The organism is Streptomyces sp. NPDC102462 (genome assembly GCF_044765425.1).
Taxonomy (GTDB): domain Bacteria; phylum Actinomycetota; class Actinomycetes; order Streptomycetales; family Streptomycetaceae; genus Streptomyces.
Map to the genome: position 1 here is coordinate 1 of NZ_JBIWKB010000033.1, position 20,248 is coordinate 20,248.

16 protein-coding genes are annotated in these 20,248 nt (G+C 73.3%); 6 read left to right on the forward strand and 10 right to left on the reverse strand.

Translation table 11 applies throughout. From position 1 onward, the window contains the following. Positions 1-357: 357 nt before the first annotated feature. Positions 358-2,754, reverse strand: coding sequence for an ATP-binding cassette domain-containing protein (locus ACIRFL_RS26065; protein ID WP_404032887.1), 2,397 nt, complete (start codon positions 2,752-2,754; stop codon positions 358-360). A gap of 836 nt (positions 2,755-3,590) precedes the next feature. On the opposite strand from ACIRFL_RS26065, the gene ACIRFL_RS26070 reads away from it, so the two are divergent. The 3 genes from ACIRFL_RS26070 (at position 3,591) to ACIRFL_RS26080 (ending at position 5,811) form a co-directional block, all read left to right on the forward strand. Continuing rightward, complete coding sequence (locus tag ACIRFL_RS26070; RefSeq protein ID WP_404033107.1) at positions 3,591-4,043, forward strand: helix-turn-helix transcriptional regulator; 453 nt, start codon at positions 3,591-3,593, stop codon at positions 4,041-4,043. A gap of 10 nt (positions 4,044-4,053) precedes the next feature. Further along, a complete protein-coding gene (locus ACIRFL_RS26075) occupies positions 4,054-4,470 on the forward strand; it encodes a VOC family protein (RefSeq protein WP_388706272.1) in 417 nt (138 codons plus the stop codon). A 135-nt stretch (positions 4,471-4,605) separates the two neighbouring features. Then, positions 4,606-5,811 carry a hypothetical protein gene (locus ACIRFL_RS26080; RefSeq protein WP_404032890.1) on the forward strand — a complete coding sequence of 402 codons (1,206 nt, stop codon included), beginning with the start codon at positions 4,606-4,608 and terminating at the stop codon, positions 5,809-5,811. Between the two features lie 154 nt (positions 5,812-5,965). Here the strand turns inward: ACIRFL_RS26080 and katG are convergent, their stop codons facing one another. From katG to ACIRFL_RS26100, 4 genes are all read right to left on the reverse strand, one after another. Further along, positions 5,966-8,188: a catalase/peroxidase HPI gene (gene katG, locus ACIRFL_RS26085; RefSeq protein ID WP_404032892.1), complete on the reverse strand. Its 2,223-nt coding sequence runs from the start codon at positions 8,186-8,188 to the stop codon at positions 5,966-5,968. Between the two features lie 32 nt (positions 8,189-8,220). Next, complete coding sequence (locus ACIRFL_RS26090; RefSeq protein ID WP_404032895.1) at positions 8,221-8,658, reverse strand: Fur family transcriptional regulator; 438 nt, start codon at positions 8,656-8,658, stop codon at positions 8,221-8,223. A gap of 570 nt (positions 8,659-9,228) precedes the next feature. Then, on the reverse strand, positions 9,229-9,735 hold the full coding sequence (locus ACIRFL_RS26095; RefSeq protein ID WP_404032897.1) for a TIGR03668 family PPOX class F420-dependent oxidoreductase: 507 nt from the start codon (positions 9,733-9,735) through the stop codon (positions 9,229-9,231). 32 nt (positions 9,736-9,767) lie between these two features. Beyond that, entirely contained in the window at positions 9,768-10,409 is a 642-nt protein-coding gene (locus tag ACIRFL_RS26100) for a phosphoribosyltransferase (RefSeq protein ID WP_404032900.1), read from the reverse strand. A 170-nt stretch (positions 10,410-10,579) separates the two neighbouring features. Between ACIRFL_RS26100 and ACIRFL_RS26105 the strand changes: the two genes are divergently transcribed. After that, positions 10,580-11,020 (forward strand): SRPBCC family protein, encoded by a 441-nt coding sequence (locus tag ACIRFL_RS26105; protein ID WP_404032902.1) that lies wholly within the window; start codon positions 10,580-10,582, stop codon positions 11,018-11,020. Here ACIRFL_RS26105 and ACIRFL_RS26110 read toward each other — a convergent pair. The 4 genes from ACIRFL_RS26110 to ACIRFL_RS26125 all read right to left on the reverse strand — a co-directional run bounded on the left by ACIRFL_RS26110 (position 11,007) and on the right by ACIRFL_RS26125 (position 16,246). Further along, positions 11,007-12,191: an XdhC family protein gene (locus ACIRFL_RS26110; protein WP_404032905.1), complete on the reverse strand. Its 1,185-nt coding sequence runs from the start codon at positions 12,189-12,191 to the stop codon at positions 11,007-11,009. The two genes, ACIRFL_RS26105 and ACIRFL_RS26110, sit on opposite strands and share 14 nt — an antisense overlap. Positions 12,192-12,363: 172 nt before the next feature. After that, a complete protein-coding gene (locus ACIRFL_RS26115) occupies positions 12,364-14,778 on the reverse strand; it encodes a xanthine dehydrogenase family protein molybdopterin-binding subunit (RefSeq protein ID WP_404032908.1) in 2,415 nt (804 codons plus the stop codon). Continuing rightward, positions 14,775-15,356 (reverse strand): (2Fe-2S)-binding protein, encoded by a 582-nt coding sequence (locus tag ACIRFL_RS26120; protein WP_404032911.1) that lies wholly within the window; start codon positions 15,354-15,356, stop codon positions 14,775-14,777. The genes ACIRFL_RS26115 and ACIRFL_RS26120 overlap by 4 nt, the downstream gene beginning before the upstream one ends. Further along, on the reverse strand, positions 15,356-16,246 hold the full coding sequence (locus tag ACIRFL_RS26125) for an FAD binding domain-containing protein (protein ID WP_404032914.1): 891 nt from the start codon (positions 16,244-16,246) through the stop codon (positions 15,356-15,358). The genes ACIRFL_RS26120 and ACIRFL_RS26125 overlap by 1 nt, the downstream gene beginning before the upstream one ends. Positions 16,247-16,588: 342 nt before the next feature. Between ACIRFL_RS26125 and ACIRFL_RS26130 the strand changes: the two genes are divergently transcribed. After that, a complete protein-coding gene (locus ACIRFL_RS26130) occupies positions 16,589-18,316 on the forward strand; it encodes a PucR family transcriptional regulator (protein WP_404032916.1) in 1,728 nt (575 codons plus the stop codon). Between the two features lie 167 nt (positions 18,317-18,483). Then, a complete protein-coding gene (locus tag ACIRFL_RS26135; protein WP_404032919.1) occupies positions 18,484-19,251 on the forward strand; it encodes a hypothetical protein in 768 nt (255 codons plus the stop codon). A 156-nt stretch (positions 19,252-19,407) separates the two neighbouring features. On the opposite strand, the gene ACIRFL_RS26140 is transcribed toward ACIRFL_RS26135, so the two are convergent. Beyond that, positions 19,408-20,205, reverse strand: a complete 798-nt coding sequence (locus ACIRFL_RS26140; RefSeq protein WP_404032922.1) for a GntR family transcriptional regulator — start codon at positions 20,203-20,205, stop codon at positions 19,408-19,410. Positions 20,206-20,248 lie beyond the last annotated feature (43 nt).

A 20,248-nucleotide genomic window follows, 5' to 3' on the forward strand; every position in this document is an offset into this window, starting at 1 on the left:
CCGCTCTCGCTCCTCCAGCCGCCCCAGCACCGACGCCATCACACACCTCCAGCACGCCACCTCCACGGACGCACCGGATCTACCTCACCCGCCCCAGCATCACGCCTGACCAGCGCAAACCCAGCCACCACATTCGGTTTCGAGAAGCCCTCTCAGACCACGCGCCCCCCACCAAACGCCACCCGCACCAGACCACGAACCCCGCCCGACACGTCCCGCATCAGGCCACGCCGCCCCCGCCGGAGACGACCCGCACCAGACCACACGCCCCCGCCGGAGGCGACCCGCCCCAGACCATGCGGCCCCGCCGGAGGCGTCCCGCACCAGACCACACGACCCCGTCGGAGGCGGGTCGGGTCAGGGGCCGACGTATGTTGCGAGGTGTTGGGCGGTGAGGGTGGAGCGGGAGGCGACCAGGTCTGCGGGGGTGCCCTCGAAGACGATGCGGCCGCCGTCGTGGCCCGCGCCGGGGCCCAGGTCGATGATCCAGTCGGCGTGCGCCATGACCGCCTGGTGGTGCTCGACGACGATCACCGACTTCCCGGAGTCGACGAGCCGGTCCAGCAGGCCGAGCAACTGCTCGACGTCGGCGAGGTGCAGGCCGGCGGTCGGCTCGTCGAGGACGTAGACGCCGCCCTTGTCCGCCATGTGCGTGGCCAGCTTGAGCCGCTGCCGCTCACCGCCGGAGAGCGTGGTGAGCGGCTGCCCGAGGGTGAGGTAGCCGAGCCCGACGTCGGCGAGCCGGGTGAGGATCCGGTGCGCGGCCGGGGTGCGCGCCTCGCCCGAGCCGAAGAACTCCTCGGCCTCGGACACCGGCAGCGCAAGGACCTCGCTGATGTCACGGCCGCCGAACGTGTACTCCAGGACGGACGGCTGGAACCGCTTGCCCTCGCAGTCCTCGCAGGGCGAGGAGACGCCGGCCATCATGGCCAGGTCGGTGAAGATGACCCCGGCGCCGTTGCAGGCGGGGCAGGCGCCCTCGGAGTTGGCGCTGAACAGCGCGGGCTTGACACCGTTGGCCTTCGCGAACGCCTTGCGGATCGGTTCGAGCAGCCCCGTGTACGTCGCCGGGTTGCTCCGCCGCGACCCGCGGATCGGACTCTGGTCGACGGAGATCACGCCCTCGCCGGCCGGGATCGAACCGTGCACCAGCGAACTCTTGCCGGACCCGGCGACGCCGGTGACGACGGTGAGCACACCGAGCGGGACGTCCACGTCGACACCGGTCAGGTTGTTCACCGACGCGCCGCGGATCTCCAGCACGCCCGTGGGTTTGCGCACCGTCTCCTTCAGGGTCGAACGGTCGTCGAGATGGCGGCCGGTGACGGTGTCGGAGGCCCGCAGTCCCTCGACGGTGCCTTCGAAGCAGACGGCGCCACCCCCCGTGCCGGCGCCGGGGCCCAGGTCCACGACATGGTCGGCGATGGCGATCAGCTCCGGCTTGTGCTCCACGACCAGCACGGTGTTGCCCTTGTCCCGCAGCCGCAGCAGCAGGTCGTTCATCCGCTGGACGTCGTGCGGGTGCAGGCCCGCGGTGGGCTCGTCGAAGACGTAGGTGACATCCGTGAGCGCGGAGCCCAGGTGGCGGATCATCTTGACGCGCTGCGCCTCGCCGCCCGACAGCGTGCCCGACGGCCGGTCCAGCGCGAGGTAGCCGAGGCCGATCTCCACGAACGAGTCCAGCGTGTGCTGGAGCTTGGCCAGCAGCGGGGCCACCGACGGCTCGTCGAGGCCGCGTACCCACTCGGCGAGATCGCGGATCTCCATCGCGCAGGCGTCGGCGATGCTGATCCCCTCGATCTTCGAGGAACGGGCGCCCTCGCTCAGCCGGGTGCCGTCGCACTCGGGACAGACGGCGAAGGTCACCACCCGCTCCACGAAGGCCCGGATGTGCGGCTGCAACGCGTCGATGTCCTTCGACAGCATCGACTTCTGGATCCGCGGGATCAACCCTTCGTACGTCAGGTTGATGCCGTCCACCTTGATCTTGGTGGGCTCCTTGTGGAGGAGGTCGTTCAGCTCCCTCTTGGTGTACGCGCGGATCGGCTTGTCCGGGTCGAAGAAGCCGCAGCCGGTGAAGATGCGGCCGTACCAGCCGTCCATGCTGTAGCCGGGGATCGTCAGCGCGCCCTCGCTCAGCGACTTGCTGTCGTCGTAGAGCTGGGTCAGGTCGATGTCGGAGACGCGGCCCCGGCCCTCGCAGCGCGGGCACATGCCGCCGGTGCGGCTGAAGGTCGCCTTCTCCGCCTTCTTGGCGCCGCGCTGAACGGTGATCGCACCGCTCGCCTGGACCGAGGGCACGTTGAAGGCGTACGCGCCGGGCGGGCCGATGTGCGGCTCGCCGAGGCGGCTGAAGAGGATGCGCAGCATCGCGTTGGCGTCGGTGGCGGTGCCGACGGTGGAGCGCGGGTCGGCCCCCATGCGCTGCTGGTCGACGATGATCGCGGTGGTCAGCCCGTCGAGCACGTCGACGTCGGGACGGGCGAGGGTGGGCATGAAGCCCTGCACGAACGCGCTGTACGTCTCGTTGATCATCCGCTGCGACTCGGCGGCGATCGTGGCGAACACCAGGGAGCTCTTGCCCGAGCCGGACACACCGGTGAACACCGTCAGCCGGCGCTTCGGGATCTCGACGCTGACGTCCTTGAGGTTGTTCTCGCGCGCGCCGTGCACACGGATCAGATCGTGGCTGTCGGCGGCGTGCGCCGGCATGTCCGCTGCCGCCTGGGTGTCCGTGCTGGGGGCGTTGGTCATCGTCTCTCCCTGTCGTGGGCGGGCCGCCTGGACCGCCTTCGCGGTCCGCGTCGGCGTGGCCGGCGCGGGCGCGGCGGCGGTCCGCCGGTGAATCCGGCGGACCGGGGTGTCGGGCCGGGGCCGCGCGACGACCGTCCGACGCCGTCCGGGCGCCGACCGGCGCGGTGTGCGGGTGGGCGTGGCCGAGCCAGGTCCGACCTCGGCGGAGAGGGGACCGGCACCGGGACGCCGCGGTCCCGGGGCACGGCGCAAGGCCGCCTGGCTGCGGTCAGAGGATAGCCCGCTCCCCCGCCCACATGACCACCCCCTTTTTTCTTCCACCCCCCGCCACACCCGACCACTCCGCCACAGCGTCACACCCCGGACCAAGACACGCCCGACCGCTCCGGTGACGCGTCACACCAGGAACGAAGGCACGCCTGACCGGGCCGGAGACGCCGGGGCCCCCACGGCCGCGGCCGCAGAGCCATGGCGGCCCCGGCCCCCGCGCCCCGGCACCGAGAAACCCGGCACCGCCGGCCGCGGGGGCGCCTTCGGCCTGCTCACCCCGCGTCCCGACCGGGTGTCCGGCCGCTCGGATCGGCGAGCACCTGCCGCCCGACCGCTCCGGAGGCGGCAAAGCCCTGGAAGCCGCCCGGTCCCCGCACCCCGACACCGAGAAACCCGGCACCGCCGACTACAGGACGCGCCGCCGGACCGCCCGCCCCGCACCTCGATCCCCGGCCCCCAGCCACTCGAACCGGCAACCGCCCGCCACCCGGCCGGACCGATGCCGCCGGGCCCCGTGGATGCGGCCGGTGCGGGTTGTCGGTGGGGCGTGGGAAGCTGGGGACGTGATGCTTGAGGACCTGGTGAGGCTGCGGCGCGCGCGGGACGTGATGGATCGCGACTACGCCCGGCCGCTGGACGTGCCCGCGCTGGCGGCCGTCGCCCTCATGTCGCCCGGACACTTCTCCCGCAGCTTCCGCGCCGCGTTCGGCGAGACGCCGTACAGCTATCTGATGACCCGCCGTATCGAGCGTGCCAAGGCGCTGCTGCGGCGGGGCGACCTGAGCGTGACGGAGGTCTGCTTCGAGGTGGGCTGTACGTCCCTGGGGTCGTTCAGCTCGCGCTTCACCGAGTTGGTCGGGGAGAGCCCGAGCGCATACCGGGCCCGCGCTCATGACGCGGGCGCCGCGATCCCGGCGTGCATGGCCAAGATCTTCACACGCCCGGTCAGAAACGGCCGGCCGGGCCCGAGCGGGCAACCGGTCAGGATCGAAGAAGCGGATTCGGCCGACGCCTCGTAGCGTCGGTGGCATGAACATCAAGCTTTCCACGTGCTTCATCGCAGTCGACGACCATGACAAGGCGCTCGCCTTCTACCGTGACGTCCTCGGTCTGGAGGTGCGCAACGACGTCGCCTTCGAGGGGATGCGCTGGGTGACCGTCGGGTCGCCCGCGCAGCCGGACGTGGAGATCGTCCTCGAACCGCCGCTCGCCGATCCCAACGCCTCGCCGGCCGACCGGCAGGCCATGGCGGAACTGCTGGCCAAGGGCCTGCTGCGCGGGGTGATCTTCTCCACCGACGACGTCGACGCCACCTTCGAACGGATCCGGGCCGCCGGCGGCGAGGTCCTCCAGGAGCCGATCGACCAGCCCTACGGCGTCCGGGACTGCGCCTTCCGCGATCCGGCCGGCAACATGCTCCGCTTCAACCAGCCCCGCACCCGCTGACGTCCCGGCCGTCTTCAGGGGCCCCTCTTACCGACGGCGCTCCTGTCGGCGGGTCTCCCTCCAGGGACGTATACGGCGGGTAAGAAGGGCGGAGTCCGGATTGCGTGCGGTGCGGGGCGTGTTCAAGGTCGGAGAGTGAGCACGCCTTCCGCACCGCTTCCCGAACCCGCCGTCCCGTACCCGCCGGTGCGGCGTCCCGCGGCCCGCCGGACCCGGCACCCGGCCCCGGCCGGCCTGCTCCCGGCCCTCGCCCTGTTCGTGGCCGTCCGTGCCGCCGGTGTTGTCGCGGTCGTCGTGACGAGCCGGCTGTACGGCCGGCCGGTCACGAAGAACCTCGCCCACTCCTGGGACTCCAACTGGTACCTGCACATCGCCACGCACGGCTACGGACATCTGATCTGGATCACTCCGACGGGCGATGTGCAGACCGACTGGGCGTTCTTCCCGCTGTATCCGACCCTCGTCCGGGCGGTCACGGCCGTGCTGCCCCTCTCGCCGGGCGGTGCCGGTCTGCTGATCGCGTGGTGCGCGGCGGTGGCGGCCGCCTGCGGGCTCTACGCCATCGGCCACCGTCTGTACGGGCGTGCCGTCGCCACCGCTCTGGTGGCGCTGTGGGCTTCGCTGCCGCACTCGGTCGTCCTCACCCTCGCCTACACCGAGCCGCTGTTCGCCGCGCTCGCGGCCTGGTGCCTGTACGCCGTGCTCAGGGAGCGCTGGCTGACGGCGGGTGTGCTCGCGGCCCTTGCCGGGCTGTCCCGGCCGCACGGCATCGCCGCGGCCGTGGCGGTCGTCGCGGCGGCCGGGTATGCGGCCTGGCGGTGCCGCGGGCGGGTTCCGGCCGGGTTGTGGGTGGGTGCCGTACTGGCCCCGCTGGGCTGGGCGGGCTATGTGCTGTGGGTGGGGTGGCGGACCGGGGATCTGCTGCACGGTTACTTCCGGGTGCAGAGCGCCTGGAGTTCCCGCCTCGACTTCGGCCGGGGCGCCCTGCGCTTCCTCAAGGCGCTGTTCCTGCACGGCGGCGGGGTCGTCTATCCGCTGGCCCTGGTGGTCGTGGCCGCCGGGATCGTGCTGTTCGGACTGCTGTGCCTGGAGCGTGCGCCGCTGCCGCTGGTGGTGTTCGCGGGCACGCTGCTCCTCATGGTGGTGGCGGTGTCGGGGCCGTTCGCGTCCAAGCCCCGCTTCCTGCTGCCCGCGTTCCCGCTCCTCCTCCCGGTCGCCCTGGCGCTGGTGCGGACCTGGCGCACGGCACGGGCGAGGGCGCTGCTGCTGGGCGGCACGCTGACGGCCGTGTCACTGGCGTACGGGACGTTCCTGGCGGCGGTCGCCCGTCAGCCCCTGTGACGCCGCGGTCCCGGAACGCGTGGGAAAAATGAAAAAAAGGGGGACGTCCGGGCCGGCCACCGCGGGCCGGCCCGGACGTCCGGTGCTCACCGTCGCAACGTCCGAACCGTCAGGACTGTCAGGACTGCCGGGACGGTCAGAGCGTTCGGAACGGTCAGGCGAGGTCGAACCGGTCGAGGTCCATGACCTTCGTCCAGGCGGCGACGAAGTCCGTCACGAACTTCTCCTTCGCGTCGTCGCCGGCGTAGACCTCGGCGACCGCGCGCAGTTCGGAGTTGGAGCCGAACACGAGGTCGGCGCGGGTTCCGGTCCACTTGACCGCGCCGGTGGCGGCGTCCCGGCCCTCGAAGGTGGTCTGGTCCTCCGAGGTCGCCTTCCACGTCGTGCCCAGGTCGAGCAGGTTGACGAAGAAGTCGTTGGTGAGGGTGCCGGGGGTGTCGGTGAAGACGCCGTGCTTCGAGTTGTCGTGGTTCGCGCCCAGGACGCGCAGACCGCCGACGAGGACCGTCAGCTCGGGGGCGCTCAGGGTGAGCAGGTTCGCCCGGTCGATCAGCAGGTACTCGGCCGGCAGCCGGTTGCCCTTGCCGAGGTAGTTGCGGAACCCGTCGGCGGTCGGCTCCAGCGCGGCGAACGAATCCGCGTCGGTGTGCTCCTCCGTCGCGTCGACGCGGCCCGGGGTGAAGGGGACCTCCACGTCGTGACCGGCGTCCTTGGCGGCCTTCTCCACGGCGACGCTGCCGCCGAGCACGATCAGGTCGGCCAGGGAGACCTTCTTGGCGCCCGAGTTGAACTCCTGCTGGATGCCTTCGAGGGTGCGCAGCACCGTCGCCAGCTCGCCCGGGTTGTTCACCTCCCAGCCGCTCTGCGGCTGCAGGCGGATACGGGCGCCGTTGGCGCCGCCGCGCTTGTCGCTGCCGCGGAAGGTCGATGCCGAGGCCCAAGCGGTGGAGACCAGCTGCGAGACCGTCAGGCCCGAGTCGAGCAGCTTGGCCTTGAGCGCGGCGATGTCCGCGGCGTCGATGGTCTCGCCCTCGGCGGCCGGCAGCGGGTCCTGCCACAGCAGGGTCTCCTCGGGCACCTCCGGGCCGAGGAACAGCGACTTCGGGCCCAGGTCACGGTGGGTCAGCTTGTACCAGGCCCGGGCGAAGGCGTCCGCGAACTCCGCGGGGTTCTCGTGGAAGCGGCGGGCGATCGGCTCGTAGACCGGGTCGAAGCGCAGTGCCAGGTCGGTGGTGAGCATCGCCGGGGCGATCTTCTTCGAGGGGTCGTGGGCGGCGGGCACGGTGCCCTCGCCCGCGCCGTCCTTCGGCTTCCACTGCTTGGCGCCGGACGGGCTCTCGGTCAGCTCCCACTCGTAGCCGAACAGGTTGTCGAAGAAGCCGTTGCTCCACCGGGTGGGGGTGCTGGTCCAGGTGACCTCAAGGCCGGAGGTGATGGTGTCCGCGCCCTTGCCGGTGCCGTAGCTGTTCTTCCAGCCGAGGCCCTGCTCCTCGAGGGAGGCGGCCTCGGGGTCGGGGCCGACGGCGTCCGCCGGGCCGGCGCCGTGGGTCTTGCCGAAGGTGTGGCCGCCGGCGATCAGGGCGACGGTCTCCTCGTCGTTCATCGCCATGCGGCGGAACGTCTCACGGATGTCGCGGGCCGCGGCGATCGGGTCCGGGTTGCCGTTGGGGCCCTCCGGGTTGACGTAGATGAGGCCCATCTGGACGGCGCCGAGCGGGTTCTCCAGCTCGCGGTCGCCGGTGTAGCGCTGGTCGCCGAGCCAGGTGGTCTCGGGACCCCAGTAGACGTCCTCCTCCGGCTCCCAGACGTCCTCCCGGCCGCCGCCGAAGCCGAAGGTCTCGAAGCCCATGGACTCCAGGGCCACGTTGCCGGCGAGGACCAGCAGGTCGGCCCAGGACAGGCTCTGGCCGTACTTCTTCTTGACCGGCCACAGCAGGCGGCGGGCCTTGTCCAGGTTGGCGTTGTCCGGCCAGCTGTTGAGCGGCGCGAAGCGCTGCTGGCCGGCGCCGGCGCCGCCGCGGCCGTCGCTGATCCGGTAGGTGCCGGCGCTGTGCCAGGCCATGCGGATGATGAACGGGCCGTAGTGGCCGAAGTCGGCGGGCCACCAGTCCTGAGAGGTCGTCAGCACGTCCTCGATGTCCCGCTTGACGGCCGGGAGGTCGAGGGACGCGAAGGCCGCGGCGTAGTCGAAGTCCTCGCCGAGCGGGTTGGCCACGGCGGGGTTCTTCGCAAGGATCTTCAGGTTCAGCCGCTCCGGCCACCACTGGCGGTTGCCGCCGCCCTGCGTCGGGTGCGGGGCGCGACCGTGAGCGACCGGGCAGCCGCCCGTCTCCTCCGTCTTCGGGTCGGTGACGATTGCCTCATGGTTCTCGGACATGGAAATCCTTCCGGACTGGGCGGATCTTGTGCTCAGGAACTGCGGGCGGTGGAACAACCGGGGCACAGGCCCCAGTAGATGACCTCGGCCTCGTCGATGGCGTAGCCGTGGTCGTCGGAGGCGGTCAGACAGGGGGCGTCGCCGGTCGCGCAGTCGACGTCGGCGACGGCACCGCACGACCGGCAGATGAGGTGGTGGTGGTTGTCGCCGACGCGGCCCTCGAACCGGGCGGGGCTGCCCGCCGGTTCGATACGGCGTATGAGTCCGGCCGCGGTCAGGGCGTGCAGCCCCTCGTAGACGGCCTGGACCGAGATGTGGCCGACGCGCTCGCGGACCCCGGAGGCGATGGCGTCGACGCCGAGGTGGTCGCCGTGCCGGACGGTGTCGAGCAGTGCGACGCGGGCGGCCGTCACGCGCAGACCGGCACCGCGCAGCTCGTCGGCGGCGGTCGGGGGCTGGGCTGCGGTCATGGCGGTCAACCTACCGCCCCAAAGACGAACGATTCAAGAAAACGAGCGGTACAAGTCTTGTCCGCGGCAACGGGCGTCCGTTCACGCGGCCCCGCCCACGGGCCCCCGCCCGGACCGTCCCCTGCCACACGACACAGGACCAACAGGCAGGCGAAGGGCCGGAGTCGGCGCCAGGGCTGCGACACGGACCACGGCAGGGGTTCAACGGCTGCCATGGGAGGACTCTTCGAGCACGATGCGGGACGGTGTCCCCCAAGTGACGCAACCGATGCGCAGGCCACCGCCGCGTCAACGCGCCTCGGGGCCACCCATGCCGGTGACGGCAGGTCAGTCGAGCGCGATGCGGAAACGGTCGGGTGCCCCCGGACGTCGGGCGTCCTGCCGTGGTCGCTCGCCGGTCGGCGCCGCGGACGGGCCCGGGGCCGGCCGTCTCCCGGCCGCCGAGGACCGTCGCGATCGGTCGGCGTGGCGCGAGGGCGTGGGCTCCGGTACGGGACCGTCGGGAGGGCCGTGGAAGGCGGGGAGAACCGGACGCACGGGCAGCGCCCCGACGCGGGGTGGGCGCGGTGTTCAGGCCGTGGGGTCCGCCCGCCAGCCGGTCCAGCGCAGGACGGTGACGGCCACCACCGGTCCGGTCGGCGGGTGGTCGCGGTACTGCGGGTACTTGTCGCACAGCCGGCCGAGCGCGGCCCGGCGCTCGGCCCGCACGGCGGCGTCCGCGGCGTCCGCGGTGTCGGCGGTGTCGGCGGCGTCCGACGGCAGGACGCGGGCCTCGCCGTCGGCCCGGACCCACCACAGCCGGCCCCAGTCCTCGCCGTACGCGTCCACCAGCAGGCACACCGCGGGCCGTGCGGCGATGTTGCGCAGCCGTTTCAGCCGGGTCGTGGTCTTCGGCTTGTCGTCCACGGCCATGACGATGCCGTCGCCGCCGGACCCGCCCGCACCGTCCGGTCCGGCCCGCACCGCGAACACGACCGGCACCAGATGGGGCCGGCCCGCCTCGTCGACCGTCGCGAGCCGTGCCACCCGCGCGGCGGTGAACCGCCGTCGCGCCTCCTGCGCCGGCATCCGGGGCACCGTGGCCCTCCTCGGCTCCCGTGCGCTGCGCGTCACCTCGTGTGCAGCGCGTCGATCACGTCGTCGTCGCTGAGCTGTCCGAACTCGTCGTACCACTGGCCGACGGAGCTGAAGGAGTACGGCGCGTACAGGCACACGATGTCGTCCGCCTCGGTGCGCAGCGCGTCGAGCGATTCGGGCGCGCCGACGGGGACGGCGAGGACGAGACGCGCGGGCGCCTGGCGGCGGACATGACGCAGCGCGGCACGCGCCGTGGAGCCGGTGACCAGCCCGTCGTCGACGACGATCACCGTGCGGCCGGCCAGCCCGGGCGGCGGGCGGCCCTCGCGGTAGCGCCGCTCACGACGGTGCAGTTCCGTCCGTTCCCGGGCCACGGCGGGGCCGAGGCGTTCCGCGCTCAGGCCGAGCCGGTCCAGGGTGTGCTCGTCGTAGAGGGGCGGATCGTCGCCGGCGATCGCGCCGATGCCGAACTCCTCGTGGTGCGGGGCGCCGATCTTGCGGACGAGCAGCACGTCGAGCGGGGCGCCGAGGGCCCGCGCGATCTCCGCGGCCACCGTGACGCCGCCGCGGGGCAGGGCGAGCACCACGGGGTCCGGCAGGCCGCCCCGCTCGCGCAGGGCGCACAGCCGCCCGGCGAGTTCCCGTCCGGCCTGGCTTCGGTCCTGGAACCGCATGGTCGGTCCTCTCCGGAGGTGGCTCTCCCTGCCTCCCATGGTGATACGACGACCCACCGAGAGCTATCCACCGTGTGTTCACATCCGCTTCGCGCACCATGCCGGTGACGGAGAGCCGAACGGCCCGCCGCACCCGCTGTTACCGCCGGGTGGTTCCCTACCATCGTCCCGTGGTCGACTTCCTCCTCCAACGCACGGCACCGCTTCCCCTCGACGAGGCGTGGCGCCGGCTCACGAGGTGGCCCCGGCACGGCGACGCGGTGCCGCTGACCCGGGTCACCGTGGCCACCGATCCGCCGACCCGGCTGGGCACGCGCGTCGTGGCCCGCACGGGCATCGGACCGTTCGCCTTCGACGACCCGATGGAGGTCACGGTGTGGCGCCCGCCGGCCGGCGGCGAGCCCGGGCTCGTCCGCCTGACGAAGCGGGGCAGGGTGGTCCTCGGCTGGGCGGAACTGGAGGTCCGTCCTGGCCCCGGCTCGGGCACCCGGGTCCTGTGGCGGGAGGAACTGCGCGTCCGCGGACTCCCGCCGCTCTTCGACCCCCTGCTGGTCCGGGCCTGCCGAGCGGTCTTCGGACGAGCGGTCGGCTCCCTGCTCAGGAAGGGCTGAGCGGCCCCGTTCCCCGACCTGCGGCGCTGTACGGGCGCGTGCGGGGCTGGGGTGCGACGGGGTCGCGGTGGATCGGGGTGGCCGCGCCGGTGAGCGAGACGCCGGTGCCGCCGCGGCGGTCCGCCACGATCTCCGCCGCGATCGACAGGGCCGTCTCCTCGGGCGTGCGGGCAGCGAGGTCGAGGCCGATCGGGGAACGCAGCCGGGCCAGTTCGAGTTCGGTGACGCCGGCCTCGCGCAGCCGCTCGTTGCGGTCCAGGTGGGTGCGGCGGGAGCCCATCGCGCCGATGTACGCGACCGGCAGGCGCAGCGCCGACCGGAGCAGCGGTACGTCGAACCTGGCGTCGTGGGTGAGGACGCACAGCACGGTCCGGCCGTCGACGCCGGTCCGCTCCAGATACCGGTGCGGCCAGTCCACGACGATCTCGTCGGCCTCGGGGAACCGGGCCCGGGTCGCGAAGACGGCACGGGCGTCGCACACCGTCACTCGGTAGCCGAGGAACTTGCCGATCCGCACCAGCGCCGACGCGAAGTCGATCGCGCCGAAGACGATCATCCGGGGCGGTGGCACGGACGACTCGACCAGGACGGTGAGCGGCGCCCCGCAGCGGGAGCCCCGCTCGCCGATCTCCAGGGTGCCGGTGCGGCCGGCGTCCAGGAAGGCACGGGCCTCGGCGGCGACGGTGCGGTCCAGTTCCGGGTGGCCGCCGAAACCCCCCTCGAAGCTGCCGTCGGCGTGCACGAGCAGCGCCCGCACGTCCGGCCCGGCCGGGCCCGCGACGATCCGCGCGAGCGCCGCCGCCTCCCCGCGCGCTGCGGCGGCCAGCGCGGCGGCGGCCACCGGGCGGACGGGATCGGCCGCGCGCACCGGTGTGACCAGGACGTCGATGACGCCACCGCAGGTCAGGCCGGCGGCGAAGGCGTCAGTATCGCTGTAACCGAAGCGTTCGAGGACACTTTCGCCGTCCTGGAGCGCCTGCCGGCACAACTCGTAGACGGCGCCCTCCACGCAGCCGCCGGAGACCGAGCCGATCGCGGTGCCGTCGGCGTCCACCGCGAGGGCGGCGCCGGGCAGCCGCGGCGCACTGCCACCGACCGCGACCACGGTGGCCACGGCGACATCCCGCCCCCGCCCGACCCACCGGTCCAACTCCCCGGCGATCTCCAACATGCCTCGGTCACCTCACAACATCGGCTGAGAGCGCCCCGAAGGGGCGCGGGGCGGTATCGATATGCGGCTCCGCCGCGATGGGGGTCCCCCCTGTTCGAGCGAAGCCGAGAACTTGGGGGAGCGACCAGCCACAACAAACCCGCAGCCGAAAACCGCAGCCGACGCGAGCCAATCAAGGCCGACCCAGCCGAGAACTCCCGCAAACCGGCAGAGCCAGGTGCTCCGGCCGGACCGGCGTCCGGTTCAGCTCCAGCCCCGTCGCGTTCCTGATCGCCGCGAGGACGGCCGGGGTCGAGGACAGGGTGGGCGCCTCGCCGACCCCGCGCAGCCCGTACGGCGCGTGCTCGTCGGCGAGTTCGAGCACGTCGACGGGGATGGTCGGGGTGTCGAGGATGGTGGGGATGAGGTAGTCCGTGAAGGACGGGTTCCTGACCTGCGCCGTCGCCGGGTCGACGATGATCTCCTCCATCACGGCGATGCCGAGGCCCTGCGTGGTGCCGCCCTGGATCTGGCCGAGGACCGACAGCGGGTTGAGCGCCTTGCCGACGTCCTGGGCGCAGGCCAGCTCGACGACCTTGACCAGGCCCAGTTCGGTGTCGACCTCGACGACGGCGCGGTGCGCGGCGAAGGAGTACTGCACATGGCCGTTGCCCTGGCCGGTGCGCAGGTCGAAGGGCTCGGTGGGCCGGTGCCGCCACTCCGCCTCCACCTCCACGGCCTCGTCCTCCAGGACGTCCGCCAGGTCGGCCAGCACCTCGCCGCCGTCGGTGACGACCTTGCCGCCCTCCAGCAGCAGTTCGGCCGTCGCCCAGGCGGGGTGGTACGCGCCGAACCTGCGGCGCCCCAGCTCCAGGACCCGCTCGCGCACCAGCTCGCAGGCGTTCTTGACGGCGCCGCCGGTGACGTACGTCTGCCGGGATGCCGAGGTCGAACCGGCGCTGCCCACCTGGGTGTCGGCGGGGTGGATGGTCACCTGGGCGACGCCCAGTTCGGTGCGGGCGATCTGCGCGTGGACGGTGACGCCGCCCTGGCCTACCTCCGCCATCGCCGTGTGCACGGTGGCCACCGGCCGGCCGCCGGCGACCTCCACCCGTACCTTGGCGGTCGAGTAGTCGTCGAAGCCCTCGGAGAAGCCGACGTTCTTGATGCCGACCGCGTAGCCGACGCCGCGGACGACGCCTTCTCCGTGGGTCGTGTTGGACAGACCGCCGGGCAGCTGCCGTACGTCGACGCCCTCGCTGCTCTCCCACTGGCGCTCCGGCGGCATCGGCATCGCCTTGACCCTGCGCAGCAGTTCGGCGACCGGCGCGGGCGAGTCGACCCGCTGCCCGGTCGGCATGAGGGCGCCCTGTTCCATCGCGTTCAGCCGGCGGAACTCCACCGGGTCCATGCCGAGCCGGGCGGCGACCTTGTCCATCTGCGCCTCGTACGCGAAGCACGCCTGGACCGCGCCGAAGCCGCGCATCGCACCGCACGGCGGGTTGTTGGTGTACAGCGCGACGGCCTCGATGTCGACGGCGTCGACGGCGTACGGGCCGACGCCGAGGGAGGCGGCGTTGCCGACGACGGCCGGGGAGGCGGAGGCGTAGGCGCCGCCGTCGAGCACGATCCGGCACTTCACATGGGTGAGCCTGCCGTCCTTCGTGGCGCCGTGCTCGTAGTGCAGCCGGGCCGGGTGGCGGTGGACGTGCCCGAAGAAGGACTCGAAACGATTGTAGACGATCTTGACCGGTTTGCCGGTGCGCAGCGCCAGCAGGCAGGCGTGGATCTGCATCGACAGGTCCTCGCGGCCGCCGAACGCGCCGCCGACGCCGGACAGCGTCATCCGGACCCGGTCCTCGGGCAGACCGAGCACGGGCGCGATCTGGCGCAGGTCGGAGTGGAGCCACTGGGTCGCCACGTAGAGGTGGACGCCGCCGTCCTCCTCGGGCACGGCGAGGCCCGACTCGGGGCCGAGGAACGCCTGGTCCTGCATGCCGAAGCAGTAGTCCCCCGAGACGATCACATCGGCCTCCTCGGCGGCCCGCGCCGCGTCACCGCGGACGATCGGCTGCCGGTGCACGATGTTCGGGTGCGGGACGTGTGCGGCGTGCGGGTCGGTGCGGTCCTCGTGGACGAGGAGCGCGTCCGGTGCGGTCGCGGAGGACTCGTCGCTGATGACGGGCAGCTCCCGGTAGTCGACCCTGATCCTGGCGGCGGCGCGGCGCGCGGTCTCCGGGTGGTCGGCGGCGACGATCGCGACGGGCTCGCCGTGGTGGCGCACCTTGCCGTGGGCGAGGACGGGGGTGTCCCGGATCTCCAGGCCGTAGTGCTTCACGTCGGCCGGCAGGTCGTCGTACGTCAGTACGGCGTACACGCCGGGGGTGGCCAGGGCCTCGCCGGTGTCGATGGACACGATCTCGGCGTGTGCGAGGGGGGAGCGCAGGATCTGGCCCCAGAGCATGTCCTCGTGCCACATGTCGGACGAGTAGGCGAACTCTCCGGTGACCTTGAGGACGCCGTCGGGACGGAGCGTGGACTCGCCGATGCCGCCCTTGGTCCGGGTGCCCTGCGTGATCTTGCTGGGGGCGCCGTCGGGCATGCTCATGCCCCCTCGGACTGCCGGGCGGCGGCGAGCCGGACCGCGTCCATGATCTTCTCGTAGCCGGTGCAGCGGCACAGGTTGCCCGACAGCGCCTCCCGGATGTCCGCGTCGGTCGGACGGGGGTTGCGCTCCAGCATCTCGTCGGCGGCGACCAGCAGACCGGGGGTGCAGAAGCCGCACTGGACGGCGCCCGCGTCGATGAACGCCTGCTGCACCGGGGAGAGCCCGTCGCACTCGCCGGCGTGCGAGCCGGCGTGTGAGCCGGCGCCCGCGGCCGGCCGGCGCCCGGCCTCGTCGAGCGGTGTGCCGCCGGACGCCGCGCGCGACCGCTGCCGGGCGTGGTCCGCCAGGCCCTCGACGGTGACCACCTCACGGCCCTCGGCCTGTCCGGCGGCGACCAGGCACGAGCACACCGGCACCCCGTCGAGGCGGACCGTGCACGAGCCGCACTCGCCCTGCTCGCAGGCGTTCTTGGAGCCGGGCAGGCCGAGGCGTTCCCTCAGCACGTACAGCAGGGACTCGCCCTCCCAGACGTCGTCGGCCTGCTGGGGCCGTCCGTTCACGGTGAAGTTGACGCGCATCACGCAGCTCCCTCGGTGGTGCGGCGGCTGCCGCGGTACGACTCCCAGGCCCAGGTGAGCGTCCGGCGGGCCATCACGGCGACCGCGTGGCGGCGGTAGCTCGCGGTGCCCCGGACGTCGTCGATCGGGTTGCAGGCGGCGGCGCACAGGTCCGCGAACCGCCTGGCGACCGACGGGGTGACGACCTCTTTGCTGTCCCAGAAGCCGCCCTCGTCGAGGGCCGCGTTCAGGAAGTCCTCGGCGGCCTTCGCCCGGACCGGGGTGGGCGCGGCCGAGCCGATGCCGGTGCGGACGGTCCGGGTCCGCGGGTGCAGCGCGAGCCCGAAGGCGCAGACGGCGATCACCATGGCGTTGCGGGTGCCGACCTTGGAGTACTGCTGCGGCCCGTCGGCCTTCTTGATCCGCACCGCGCGGATCAGCTCGTCCGGGGCGAGCGCGTTGCGCTTCACACCGGTGTAGAAGTCGTCGATCGGGATCAGCCGGGTGCCGCGCACGGACTCGGCCTCCACCTCGGCGCCCGCGGCGAGCAGCGCGGGGTGGGCGTCGCCGGCCGGGGACGCGGTGCCCAGGTTGCCGCCGACGCCGGCGCGGTTGCGGATCTGCGGGGAGGCGACGGTGTGCGAGGCGAGCGCGAGGCCGGGCAGTTCGGCGCGCAGATGCTCCATGATCCCGGCGTACGGGACCGAGGCGCCCAGCCGCACGGTGTCCGCGCCGACCTCCCACTCGTAGAGGTCTGTGATCCGGTTGAGGTCGAGCAGGTACTCGGGCCGCCGGTGGTCGAAGTTGATCTCGACCATCACATCGGTGCCACCCGCGATCGGCACGGCGGTGGGGTGCTCCGCCTTCGCGGCCAGCGCCTCGTCCCAGGTGGCGGGGCGAAGGAAGTCCATGAACGGCTCTCTTCTTCGTCGTGTGGGGCGTACGGATCGAGCCCATCCGTGTGCATGGGCCCGGCTCGTTCATGTGCTGTTCACGCGGAGTGGTGTCAGTACACAGCCCCGTGCTCCGAGCGGGTCAGTCACCGAAACCATGAAGGAGTTGGCTGGCCAGGACGCACTTCTTGTAGATTCGTATGAACGAAGGGTCATCGGTAACCACTCCGTTTCCCCGAGGAAACACGGGACACGGCCGGCCGCCGCGCAGAGCGGTTCGCGCACCGGTCCCCCGGGTTCCTTCCCCGACTCCCCACCAAGATCCATCGTTGGTTTCGAGACACAGAACGGCGGGACGACATGCGGCTGCGCGCACTGCTGGACACCGATGCGCTGGGCCTGCGGCTGCTCGGCGGCACGGACGAGCTGGACCGGACCGTGCGGGGCGTGATGACCACCGACCTGCGCGACCCCAGCCGCTATCTGTCGGGCGGTGAACTGGTGCTGACGGGGCTGGCCTGGCGCCGGGACACCACCGACTCCGAGCGGTTCGTACGGATCCTGGTGCGGGCCGGGGTCGCCGCGCTGGCCGCCGGCGAGGCCGAGCTGGGCGCCGTCCCGGACGATCTGGTGCTGGCCTGCGCGCGGCACCGGCTGCCGCTGTTCGCCGTGCACGAGTCGGTGGCGTTCGCGACGATCACCGAGCACGTCGTGCGTCAGGTGTCCGGCGAGCGCGCCGGTGACCTCGCGGCCGTCGTGGACCGGCACCGGCGGATGATGACCGCGGGTCCGGCGGGCGGCGGCCCGGACGTGGTTCTCGACCTGCTCGGCACCGACCTGGACCTGCGGGCCTGGGTGCTCTCCCCCACCGGCCGGCTCATCGCGGGACCCAAGGCCGCCGGGGCGGACCTGCCGGCCGGTGCGGGCGCCCGGCTGGCCGCCGAGCATCTGGCGGCCGTCCGCACCGGCCGCCGCGTGCCGCACCGGATCGTCCTCGGCAACGCGACGTACTCCCTCTTCCCGGTCCGCTCCGCCGGCCGCTCCCCGCAGACCGCGCAGGCCGCCCGGGACATGCGCGAGACGGCGCTTTCGGACTGGCTGCTCGCCGTCGAGGCCGACGCCGGTGACTGGCCCGAGGAACGGCTCGACCTGCTCCGGGGCGTCACCCAGCTGATCGCGGTGGAACGGGACCGGCGGGACGCGGCGCGCACGGTGCGGCGCCGGCTCGCACAGGAGGTGCTTGAGCTGGTGCAGGCCGGTGCGGCGCCCGCCGAGATCGCCGCGCGGCTGCGGGTGGCCGCGCCGGTCCTGCTGCCCGGGCTCGGCGCGGCCCCGCACTGGCAGGTGGTGGTGGCCCGGGTCGAGTGGGAGGACGGGCCGGGCAAGCCCGCGGACCCGCGGGCCGAGGGCGCCGGCGGGCACCCGGCGGGCGGCGGTCCCGTCGCCCAGTCGCTGCTGGAGGAGATCCTGGTCGACCCGCTCGCCACCGGGCCCGAGCCCGCCGACCGCATCGCCGTCGCGCACACCGGCGACGAGGCGGTCGCGCTGGTCCCGCTCCCGGCCGTCTCCGCCGAGCACGACGGCTCGGAGACCGGGGTGCTCGCCGACGCGCTCCTCGCGTCCGTACGCGAACCGCTGACGGCCGGTCTGAACGACGACGGCCGGGTCACCCTCGGCGTCAGCGCGGCGGTGCACTCGGCGGAGGGGCTGCACGGGGCGCTGGAGGAGGCCCGGCACGCCCGCCGGGTGGCCGCGGCACGCCCCGGGCGGGTGTGCGCGGCGGGCCACCAGGAGCTGGCCTCGCACGTGCTGCTGCTGCCGTTCGTGCCGGACGACGTCCGGCGGGCCTTCACCGCACGGCTCCTGGACCCGCTGCGCGACTACGACCGCCGGCACCGGGCCGAGCTGATCCCGACGCTGGAGGCGTTCCTGGACTGCGACGGCTCCTGGACCCGCTGCGCCGCCCGGCTCCACCTGCACGTCAACACGCTGCGGTACCGGGTGGGCCGGATCGAGCAGTTGACGGGACGGGACCTCTCGCGGCTGGAGGACAAGCTCGATTTCTTCCTGGCGTTGCGCATGAGCTGAGGTCACGCGGGCGTGCGCCGGGTGGACTCCGGGTGACGCCCTGTCCCACGACTTTGTGAAATCCTTCACCCAGCCTCTTGGCCCGGCCCCGCAAAGGGTGCTGGAATGCCGCCACCACTCAACAGCTCGACGGCGCGCTCGGGGAGGGCAACGTGGCGCATTCCGCCATGTCTGGTAACGGAACGACCGCCGGTGACGATCCGCTCCAGACCGCGGTATGGCGATTGCGCTCGCGGGCCTGCTGGGCCGACGCGGCGGCCCTGCTCCGGCCGGACACCGCGCCGGCCGCGCTCCAGCGGGCCGGGCTGCTGGTCGAGCGCTGTCTGTACACCGAGCGTGGCTGGGCCGAGGCCGAGGACGCGCTGCGTACGGCGGAGGCGGTGGCCCAGAGCGACGAGGAGCGCGGCGCGGCGGCCTGCGAGCGCGGCCAGCTCGCCTACGCGGCCACGCTGCACGGGGTGCGGGACCGGGCGGACGAGGCGCGGGCCGCGCTGGGGCGTGCGGCGGCGCTGATCCCGCCCGGGGCGCCCGGCCGGGCGCTGCTGGACTTCCGCCGGGGGCTGCTGGCCGAGAACCTGGCCCGCTCCCCGCAGGCGGCCCGGGCCGCGTACCGCCGCGCCCACGCGAGCGCCGCCGCGCACGCGGACCCGCTGCTCCTGTCCTTCACCTGGCGGCACCTCGCGGGGCTCGCCCTGCGGGACGGCGAGGTGGCCGAGGCGCGCCATGGCTTCGCCGAGTCCCTGCGCATCCGGGAGGAGCTGGGCTATCTGGTCGGTACGGCGCCGGCCCTGGCCTCGCTCGCCGAGACCGAGCCCGAGCCGGACGCGTCCCGCCTGCGCGAGGAGGCCCGCCGCCTGTTCCGCCTCCTCGGCGGCGTACCCACCTGGCTGGCCCAGCACCTCACCCCGCCAACCCCAGACCCAGCCACAGCCTGACCACGGCGTGATCGCCGTCGGGCAGCGCGCGGAGAACGGAACGAGGGGCCCACGGCCGACCGCAGACGACCACGCGGCCACCCCGCCCCACCTGCGGCTACGCGTCGGCGCGGGACTGCGGGTGGCCGCTTGCCGACGCCGTGAACCGTAGCGGGGTCAGGTGGTGGGGGTGAAGTGGGCTGTCGTGAGGGTTTGGGCTGTGGGCAGGTCGTGGGCGATCAGGGCCTCCAGGAGGGCCGTGTGCTGGGCCGCGTCCGCCAGCAGGTCGGCCCGCTGGCGTCGGGCCGGGCCGCCGACCAGCGGCCACTGGGACCGTCGGTGCAGGTCCTCCGCGATCTGCACCAGCTGCTCGTTGCCGGACAGGGACAGCACCGCCCGGTGGAAGACCCGGTCCGACTCGGCGTACGTAGCCCGGCACCCGGAGGACGCGGCACGGACGGTGTCCTCGGCCAGCGGCCACAGCTCCGCCCAGCGGTCGGCCGGCACCGTGCGGGCCAGCCGCAGCACCACCGGCACCTCGATCAGCGCCCGGACCTCCGCCAGCTCGGCCAGCTCCCGCGCGCCCCGCTCGACCACCCGGAACCCGCGGTTCGGCACGACCTCGACCGCGCCTTCGAGCGCGAGCTGCTGCATGGCCTCCCGCACGGGCGTCGCGGACACCCCGAACCGCTCCCCGAGCGCCGGTGCCGAGTACACCTCGCCGGGCGTCAGCTCGCCCGTGACCAGCGCGGTGCGCAGCGCGTCGAGGATCTGCCCGCGCACCGACGCCCGCTGCACGGGCCGCGGCTGCGGAATCGGCGGCTCACCGTGCGTGTGCTCACCGCGGACGCCCGGCGGCGCCGCACCCCGCTGACGGCCGCGGTCCGCGGGCTGGGCCTGGGCCGGCACCCGGGCCGCCGCGGCCCGCAGCTCCGGGATCCCGGTCCCGGTGGAGTCGTGCACACCGTGCCTCACGGGTCCTCCTCCGGGTTGTCGGCACTTGGGGTCATTACGACGG

Coding starts and splice junctions, on each gene's coding strand:
- ACIRFL_RS26065 (WP_404032887.1), bottom strand. CDS start 2,754: ATGACCAACGCCCCCAGCACGGACACCCAGGCGGCAGCGGACATGCCG.
- ACIRFL_RS26100 (WP_404032900.1), bottom strand. CDS start 10,409: ATGCGGTTCCAGGACCGAAGCCAGGCCGGACGGGAACTCGCCGGGCGG.
- ACIRFL_RS26115 (WP_404032908.1), bottom strand. CDS start 14,778: ATGAGCATGCCCGACGGCGCCCCCAGCAAGATCACGCAGGGCACCCGG.
- ACIRFL_RS26120 (WP_404032911.1), bottom strand. CDS start 15,356: ATGCGCGTCAACTTCACCGTGAACGGACGGCCCCAGCAGGCCGACGAC.
- ACIRFL_RS26070 (WP_404033107.1), top strand. CDS start 3,591: ATGCTTGAGGACCTGGTGAGGCTGCGGCGCGCGCGGGACGTGATGGAT.
- ACIRFL_RS26090 (WP_404032895.1), bottom strand. CDS start 8,658: ATGACCGCAGCCCAGCCCCCGACCGCCGCCGACGAGCTGCGCGGTGCC.
- katG (WP_404032892.1), bottom strand. CDS start 8,188: ATGTCCGAGAACCATGAGGCAATCGTCACCGACCCGAAGACGGAGGAG.
- ACIRFL_RS26075 (WP_388706272.1), top strand. CDS start 4,054: ATGAACATCAAGCTTTCCACGTGCTTCATCGCAGTCGACGACCATGAC.
- ACIRFL_RS26130 (WP_404032916.1), top strand. CDS start 16,589: ATGCGGCTGCGCGCACTGCTGGACACCGATGCGCTGGGCCTGCGGCTG.
- ACIRFL_RS26110 (WP_404032905.1), bottom strand. CDS start 12,191: ATGTTGGAGATCGCCGGGGAGTTGGACCGGTGGGTCGGGCGGGGGCGG.
- ACIRFL_RS26135 (WP_404032919.1), top strand. CDS start 18,484: ATGTCTGGTAACGGAACGACCGCCGGTGACGATCCGCTCCAGACCGCG.
- ACIRFL_RS26125 (WP_404032914.1), bottom strand. CDS start 16,246: ATGGACTTCCTTCGCCCCGCCACCTGGGACGAGGCGCTGGCCGCGAAG.